Here is a 7,094-nt window from a genome sequence, read left to right as displayed (position 1 = left end):
GTCCAGGATCCGGCGGCACCTGTGTGTGAGCTGATCTGAAGCCGAATCTGGAAATGCTTATCGATCTGTCCTGGCGACACGAGCGCTCGCGAAACGACCCTCGGTCATCACGCATCCGGTCGATCTGTATGGCGGGCACGCCGTGTCCGTTTGTTTCAAGGGAGGACTGACATGAGGAAAACACTTTTGCTCGCCGCCGTCGCCGCCATGGCGTTGGGTGCCGGGCCGGCTTTGGCCAAGAAACAGCTCGTCATTGTCGTGAAAGGTCTCGACAATCCGTTCTTCGAGGCCATCCACCAGGGCTGCGAGAAATGGAACAAGGAAAACGCCAGCTCGGAATATGAATGCTTCTACACCGGTCCGGCGTCGACTTCGGACGAGGCCGGCGAGGCGCAGATCGTCCAGGACATGCTGAGCAAGGCCGACACGGTGGCGATGGCGATCTCGCCGTCCAACGCGCCGCTGATCGCGCAGACGATCAAGAGTGCCAATCCGTCGATCCCGATCATGACGGTCGATGCCGATCTCAGCAAGGAAGACGCAGGTCTTCGCAAGACCTATCTCGGTACCGACAATTACCTGATGGGCAAGAAGATCGGCGAGTACATCAAGAAGGGCAAGCCGAATGGTGGCACGATCTGCACCATCGAAGGCAACCCGGCAGCCGACAACATCCTGCGCCGTGCGCAAGGCATGCGTGACGCACTGTCGGGCAAGGAGGGCCTCGCCGCACTTGCCGGTGAAGGTGGCTGGACCGAAGTCGCCGGCTGCCCGGTGTTCACCAACGACGATGGCGCCAAGGGCGTGCAGGCGATGACCGACATCCTCGCCGCCAACCCCAAGCTGGACGCCTTCGGCATCATGGGCGGTTGGCCGCTGTTCGGCGCGCCGCAGCCCTATCGCGATCTGTTCGGACCGCTCAAGGACCGGATCGCCAGCAACGACTTCGTCATCGGCGCTGCCGACACGATCGGCGACGAGATTGCGATCGCTCGTGACGGCCTTGTAACGGCTCTGGTCGGCCAGCGGCCGTTCGAAATGGGCTACAAGGCACCGTCGGTGATGATCGACCTGATCGAAGGCAAGGCGGTCGCCGATCCGGTGTTCACCGGCCTCGACGAGTGCACCAAGGATACGGTCGACACCTGCATCCAGAAGTAGGTTCTCGATTTCGGGGCGCCCGGCTGCGGGCGCCCCGTCATTCCTGGACGGAAGCGATAATTCCCGAACGGACGCAATGGTTGGGGCAACCGGCTCCGGCTTTGCTGCGCCCGTGATCTGGATTTTTCGGCAACGAGATCGGCGCCCGTGCGGTTCGGACCAGTCCGGACGACAGACGGTCGACGCATTGGAACGTGGATGCCGGACGAGAAGTCAAGCAAGCGAACCGACCGGGCCAAGGCACAAGCCAGCCACGGCCCGGCTGTCATGCGCAAGGCCGGTGCCGCGCATTTTGCGGGAGCGAGCGTCCATGTCTCGCTGGCCGGCGAGATCGGCCTGCGGATCGTGCGTGGCGACTATCCGCCCGGCACCATCCTGCCCAACGAGTCCAGATGGGCCGAGATCTTCAATGTCAGCCGTTCGGCGGTGCGCGAAGCCATCAAGATGCTGATGGCGAAAAGCCTGTTGGCCTCACGCCCCAAGATCGGCAGCTGGGTCGAGCCGAAGGAGCGCTGGAACCTGCTCGACCGCGACGTGCTGGCCTGGTACGCGACGGCGCCCGACCGCGAGGCGTTCCTGCGAACCGTGCAGGAGTTTCGTCATATCATCGAGCCGGAAGCATCGGCCTTTGCAGCCATACGGCGCAGTGACGAGCAAATGGCGGAAATCAGCCAGGCCTGCCGCGAGATGGGCGAAGCCTTGAGCCTGCAGGAGCGTATCCGCGCCGATACGCGCTTTCATCTGGCCATCCTGCGCGCCTCCGGCAACGACCTTCTGGTGCCGCTCGGCGTGCTGATCGAGTCGGCGCTCGACCATCTTTTCGCATTCACGACACAGCAGGTCGCCGATCAGCGCCAGGCGCAGAAGCTGCATGAGGCGATCGAAAAGAACATCCGCCTGCAGCGCCCGGCCGCCGCGCGCAACGCCGTGCACAAGCTGCTTGCGGATACCGATGAAGGGATCGGGCGCTGGAGGCGGTGATCGGCGCCTGCGTTGGGCAATCGGTTAAATGGTCTGCTTCTTGCCATCCTTCATCGGCATCAGGTCGACGCCGTTCACCTTCCCGATATGCGTTGCCAGCATCGGTACGAATTGCTCGGCCGGGCCGGTTGCGTGGGCACCGGCGAAGGCGTTCTTGGTGGCGTTGCCGAGCGGGTTGGCAATGCCGGCCGCACCCGCCATCGATTCCAGATAGGTCAGGTCCTTGAAGGCGTTGGCGATGGTGAATTTGTGCGCGTCGCGGTCACCTTCCAGCGTCCAGCGCATGAAGGTCTGGTAGAAGCCGCAATCCATGCGGCCATTGCGGATGACGCTGTCGAAGCGCGGCGGCGAGATGCCGACCTTCTCAGCCAGTGCCAGTGCCTCGGAATAGATCGCGGCGTAGCCGAGCGAGATGAAATTGTTGAGCAGCTTCATGCGATGGCCATCGCCGGTGTCGCCGATATGGACGATGCGGCCGGCCCAGGTTTCGATTACCGGTTTCACCCTGGCAAAGAGGGTGTCCGGCGCGCCGACCATGGCGTCGAGTGTGCCTTCCCAGGCTTCCTTCGGCGTGCGGCTGAGCGGTGCGTCGACAAAATCGATGCCGAGCGCCTTGAGTTCAGCGGCAAGCGCAATGGTCGAGACGGGGTCGGAGGTCGAGCAGTCGACGACGACGGAACCTTTCTTCAAACCCTCCTTGAGGCCGCCCGGGCCGCGAATGATGGCTTCGACCTCGCGCGAACCGGTGACGCAGATGAAGACGATTGTCGATGCCGCCGCCACATCGCGCGAGGTCGATGCTTCGGTGGCGCCGCGGCCAAGCAGGTCTTCCGCCGGCTTGCGGTTCTTGCGGCCGAGAAAGGTCAGGCTGTAGCCCTTGTCGACGATGTTCTTGGCGATCCCGTGGCCCATCAGGCCAAGCCCGATGAAGCCGATCTTTTCGCTCGCGGCAGTCGTGTTCATGTCTTCAAGTCCTGTTGCAATGATTGATGTCAGGCGCTGCCGTTTTGCAGGCGAGGGTGGTTGCGGATGGCGATATTGTCTGACAATACACATAAATTCCTGAGGATGTGGAGAGCAAAATGACGAAGCGGATCATGTTCACCGGCGGCAGCGGCAAGGCCGGACGCCATGTCGTCCAGTATCTGGTCGAGCAAGGCTGCCAGGTGCTCAACATCGACACCAGGCCGCTCGACAACCCCAAGGTGCGCACGCTGATCACCGACATCACCGACAGCGGGCAGGTGTTCAACGCACTGTCGAGCTATATGGGCCTGCATGAATTCGACCCCTCGCTGCGTCCGCAGCCGGTCGATGCGGTGGTGCATTTCGCCGCCATCCCGCGCATCATGATCACCACCGACAACGAGGTGTTCCGCATCAATGCGCTCGGCACCTACAATGTCATCGAGGCGGCAGTTAAGCTCGGTATCCGAAAGGTAATCATCGCCTCCAGCGAGACCACCTATGGGCTGGTCTTCGCCAACGAGCCGCGCGATCCAAAATATTTCCCGCTCGACGAGGAGTATGACGTCGATCCGATGGACAGCTATGCCTTGTCCAAGGTCGTCAACGAGAAGACGGCGCGGGCCTTCGCGCAGCGCAACGGCACCGACATTTATGCCCTGCGCATCGGCAACGTCATCGAGCCGCACGAACATTCGCTGTTTCCGAAATGGTTCGCCGATCCGGGTTTCCGCAAGCGCATCGCCTGGAGCTATGTCGACGCGCGCGACCTTGGCCAGATCACGCTGCGCGCCATAGAGAAGGACGGGCTCGGCTATCAGGTGTTCAACGCGGCCAATGACGACACCTCGTCCGACCTGCCGACAGCCGAACTCTTGAAGCGGTTCTACCCCGGCGTGCCGGTCAAGGCCGAACTCGGCGAATACGAGACGCTGCTCTCCAACCGCAAGGCGCGTGACGTGCTGGGCTTCCGCCCGGAGCATAGCTGGCGCAAATACGTCAAGCAGGCCTAGGCATGTCGACACTCAGGTGATGCCGGCCTGCGAATGACGGCTTTCTGCGCTTCCGCCTTCGCCGGCCGAAGCACTTATGAGTGGTCGTGGCAGTCAAGGCTACGGCCGGCGTAGGCCGATGCTCACGTACCCAAAAGTACGCTGCGCTCCGGTTCTCGAAATCCGTCATTCTCGGCTCGGCCTGACCTGAATATCGACATGCCAATCAAGCGGCGGATCGGGGCTGATCTGTGCACAGCGGGCAGCTTTGCGATGCAAGCCGCTTGCTGCGCTTGACAGCCTGCTTAATACGGACTTTCTGGACCCCATGCGGGACGCGAAGCCGAACAAGGAAAAATCGTTGGGGAAAGCGGCCTCCGGGGACCGTCCGGGCGGCGTTCGCCGGGCGGACGCCGCGCGTATTCCCGGCTCCAGCGTCCACGCCTCGCTGGCCAGTGAAATCGGCCTCAGGATCGTGCGCGGCGATTATCCGCCTGGCACCATCCTGCCCAATGAAGCGAAATGGTCGGAGACCTTCAGCGTCAGCCGCTCGGCGGTGCGCGAAGCGATCAAGATGCTGATGGCCAAGAGCCTTTTGGCCTCACGTCCCAAGATCGGCAGCTGGGTCGAGCCGAAGGAACGCTGGAACCTGCTCGATCGCGATGTGCTGGCCTGGTACGCGACGTCGCCGGACCGCGAAGTGTTCCTCAAGACGGTGCAGGAATTCCGCCATATCATCGAGCCGGAAGCGACCGCGTTCGCCGCGATGCGAAGAACCGACGAGCAGATGGCCGAGATCAGCCTGGCCTGCCGTGAGATGGGCGCGGCGACGAGCCTGCAGGAGCGGACCCGCGCCGACACGCGCTTCCATCTCGCCATCCTGCGGGCTTCGGGCAACGACCTGCTGGTGCCGCTCGGCGTACTGATCGAATCCGCCTTCGATCATCTCTTTGCCTATACGACACGGGAGATCGACGATCTCAACCACGCGCAGAAGCTGCACGAGGCGATCGAGAAGAACATCCGCCTGCAGCGCCCCGACGCGGCGCGCAATGCTGTGCGCAAATTGCTCGCCAACACAGACGGCGTCATCCGCGCCCGGTAAGGCCGGACCGGCCGCTAATCATCCTTGTCCCGTCCGAAGGCGCTGCGCAGTTCGTCCTTGGCGTCCTCAAGCACTTTTTTGCGCGCGGCAGGCAAGTTCTTGCCGGCGCGGTTGATGTAAAAATTCAGCATCGACATGGCGGATTGGAAAGGCTCGGCCTTGCGCCTGTGGCTGTGTTCGGCGGATCGTTTCAGCGAGGCGGCGATCTTCCTGGCGTCGTCGGATTCGAAGACGTGATCCTCAAGATCCATTGCGTTGCTGTGCTCGGTCACCTCGGCCGACCATTTTTTCCTGGTGGCGGTCATCGCAGGACTCCTTTGCGGGGTGGGTTGCCGGGAAACTCCGCACATCGGTATCGGTTCCGCCCTGGCTCTGGAGCCACGGATTTGCCCGCTGTGGCGCTGCTGCGGCCTGAGAATGCGCCGATAGTGGCGCAAACGGCAGCCGATCTCCGAGACCGCCGACAGGAAACGCCTTGACCCGAACCGACAGCCTCCAGCCCGGCCCCGGCATCGACAGCTCCTATGCCTGGATGCGGCTTGCCATCTCGATGCTGCTGGCGACGATCGGCGCCGTGGGCATGTGGGCTGTCGTCGTCGTGCTGCCCGCCGTGCAGGCCGAGTTCGGCGTCGACCGCGCCGCGGCGTCCATGCCTTACACGGCGACCATGGTCGGTTTCGCCGCCGGCAACGTGCTGGTCGGCCGCGCCATCGACCGGATGGGTTACTGGATCCCGGCGCTGATCTCTTCGATTGCGCTTTCCGCGGGCCTGCTGCTCGCGGCGCTGTCGACCTCGATCCTGCAATTCACGCTTGCCCAGGGGGTGCTGATCGGTATCGGCACGTCGGTGATCTTCGGGCCGCTGATCGCCGATATCTCGCACTGGTTCAACCGCCGTCGCGGTGTTGCGGTCACGGCGGCGGCGGCCGGCAATTACCTTGCCGGGGCGTTGTGGCCGACCATCATGCCGACGCTGATGAAGGCGGAGGGCTGGCGCTTCACCTATGCGGCAATCGGCATCTTCTGCCTGGTGACAATGGTGCCGCTGGTGCTGATGCTGCGGCGCGGTGCCCCGGCGGCGGCCGTCGCGGGTTCGCCCGGAAGCCGGTCGGTGCAGCCGATCTCGCTGTCGCCGGCGGCCTTGCAGGTGCTGCTGGTCGTCGCCGGGCTCGGCTGCTGCGTGGCGATGTCGATGCCGCAAGTGCATATCGTCGCCTATTGCATGGACCTTGGCTACGGCGTCGCACATGGCGCCGACATGCTGTCGATCATGATGGCGGGCGGCGTCGTCAGCCGGCTGGCGTCCGGCTTCCTCGCCGACCGTATCGGCGCCGTGTGGACATTGATGATCGGCTCGGTCCTGCAGTGCCTGTCGCTGCTGTTCTACATCCCGTTCGACGGGCTTGCCTCGCTCTATGTGGTGTCACTGGTGTTCGGCTTGTCGCAGGGCGGCATCGTGCCTTGCTACGCGATCATCGTGCGCGATTATATGCCGGCCAGAGAGGCCGGCCAGCGTATCGGCATCGTCATGATGGCGACCATCTTCGGCATGGCGATCGGCGGCTGGATGTCGGGCTGGATCTACGATTTGACCGGCTCTTATGCGGCTGCGTTCCTGAACGGCATTGCCTGGAATATTTTGAATATACTGGCGATCGTTCTGTTATTGTGGCGGTCGCGGCGATCATTGACGGTTGCAGCTTAAGCCTTATTCCGGGCGCACAAAATGCATCTCGATCTTCACGGTAAGCCCATTCTTCTAACAATAGCGGTGTGGGCCTGCGCCGCGGGATGCCTCGCAGGCGCCGCCGCAATTTTCTATTCGATTATCCTGGTGCTCGGCAGAACCGGGGCGCTTGTAGACACTACTGAGGAAAGATCACTTGGTT

7 protein-coding genes are annotated in these 7,094 nt (G+C 62.9%); 5 read left to right on the top strand and 2 right to left on the bottom strand.

Going from position 1 to position 7,094, the window contains the following annotated elements:
• Nucleotides 1-171 precede the first annotated feature (171 nt).
• Nucleotides 172-1,161, top strand: a complete 990-nt coding sequence (locus EN994_RS12040; protein WP_013530855.1) for a sugar-binding protein — start codon at nt 172-174, stop codon at nt 1,159-1,161.
• A gap of 198 nt (nt 1,162-1,359) precedes the next feature.
• Entirely contained in the window at nt 1,360-2,142 is a 783-nt protein-coding gene (locus EN994_RS12035) for a FadR/GntR family transcriptional regulator (protein WP_013530856.1), read from the top strand.
• Nucleotides 2,143-2,166: 24 nt separating this feature from the next.
• Here the strand turns inward: EN994_RS12035 and EN994_RS12030 are convergent, their stop codons facing one another.
• Complete coding sequence (locus EN994_RS12030) at nt 2,167-3,105, bottom strand: NAD(P)-dependent oxidoreductase (RefSeq protein WP_063168519.1); 939 nt, start codon at nt 3,103-3,105, stop codon at nt 2,167-2,169.
• Nucleotides 3,106-3,224: 119 nt separating this feature from the next.
• Here EN994_RS12030 and EN994_RS12025 point away from each other — a divergent pair, with 119 nt between their 5' ends.
• Both EN994_RS12025 and EN994_RS12020 read left to right on the top strand, forming a co-directional pair.
• Nucleotides 3,225-4,121 carry an NAD(P)-dependent oxidoreductase gene (locus tag EN994_RS12025; protein WP_063168518.1) on the top strand — a complete coding sequence of 299 codons (897 nt, stop codon included), beginning with the start codon at nt 3,225-3,227 and terminating at the stop codon, nt 4,119-4,121.
• Nucleotides 4,122-4,428: 307 nt separating this feature from the next.
• Nucleotides 4,429-5,205, top strand: coding sequence for a FadR/GntR family transcriptional regulator (locus EN994_RS12020; RefSeq protein ID WP_024501538.1), 777 nt, complete (start codon nt 4,429-4,431; stop codon nt 5,203-5,205).
• Between the two features lie 14 nt (nt 5,206-5,219).
• Here EN994_RS12020 and EN994_RS12015 read toward each other — a convergent pair whose 3' ends face one another.
• Entirely contained in the window at nt 5,220-5,510 is a 291-nt protein-coding gene (locus EN994_RS12015) for a DUF3175 domain-containing protein (RefSeq protein ID WP_024501537.1), read from the bottom strand.
• 170 nt (nt 5,511-5,680) lie between these two features.
• Between EN994_RS12015 and EN994_RS12010 the strand changes: the two genes are divergently transcribed.
• Nucleotides 5,681-6,910: an MFS transporter gene (locus tag EN994_RS12010; RefSeq protein WP_013530861.1), complete on the top strand. Its 1,230-nt coding sequence runs from the start codon at nt 5,681-5,683 to the stop codon at nt 6,908-6,910.
• Nucleotides 6,911-7,094 lie beyond the last annotated feature (184 nt).

This window comes from Mesorhizobium sp. M7A.F.Ca.CA.002.09.1.1 (genome assembly GCF_003998555.1).
Taxonomy (GTDB): domain Bacteria; phylum Pseudomonadota; class Alphaproteobacteria; order Rhizobiales; family Rhizobiaceae; genus Mesorhizobium; species Mesorhizobium ciceri.
This window is presented reverse-complemented; position numbering and strand designations above follow the sequence as displayed.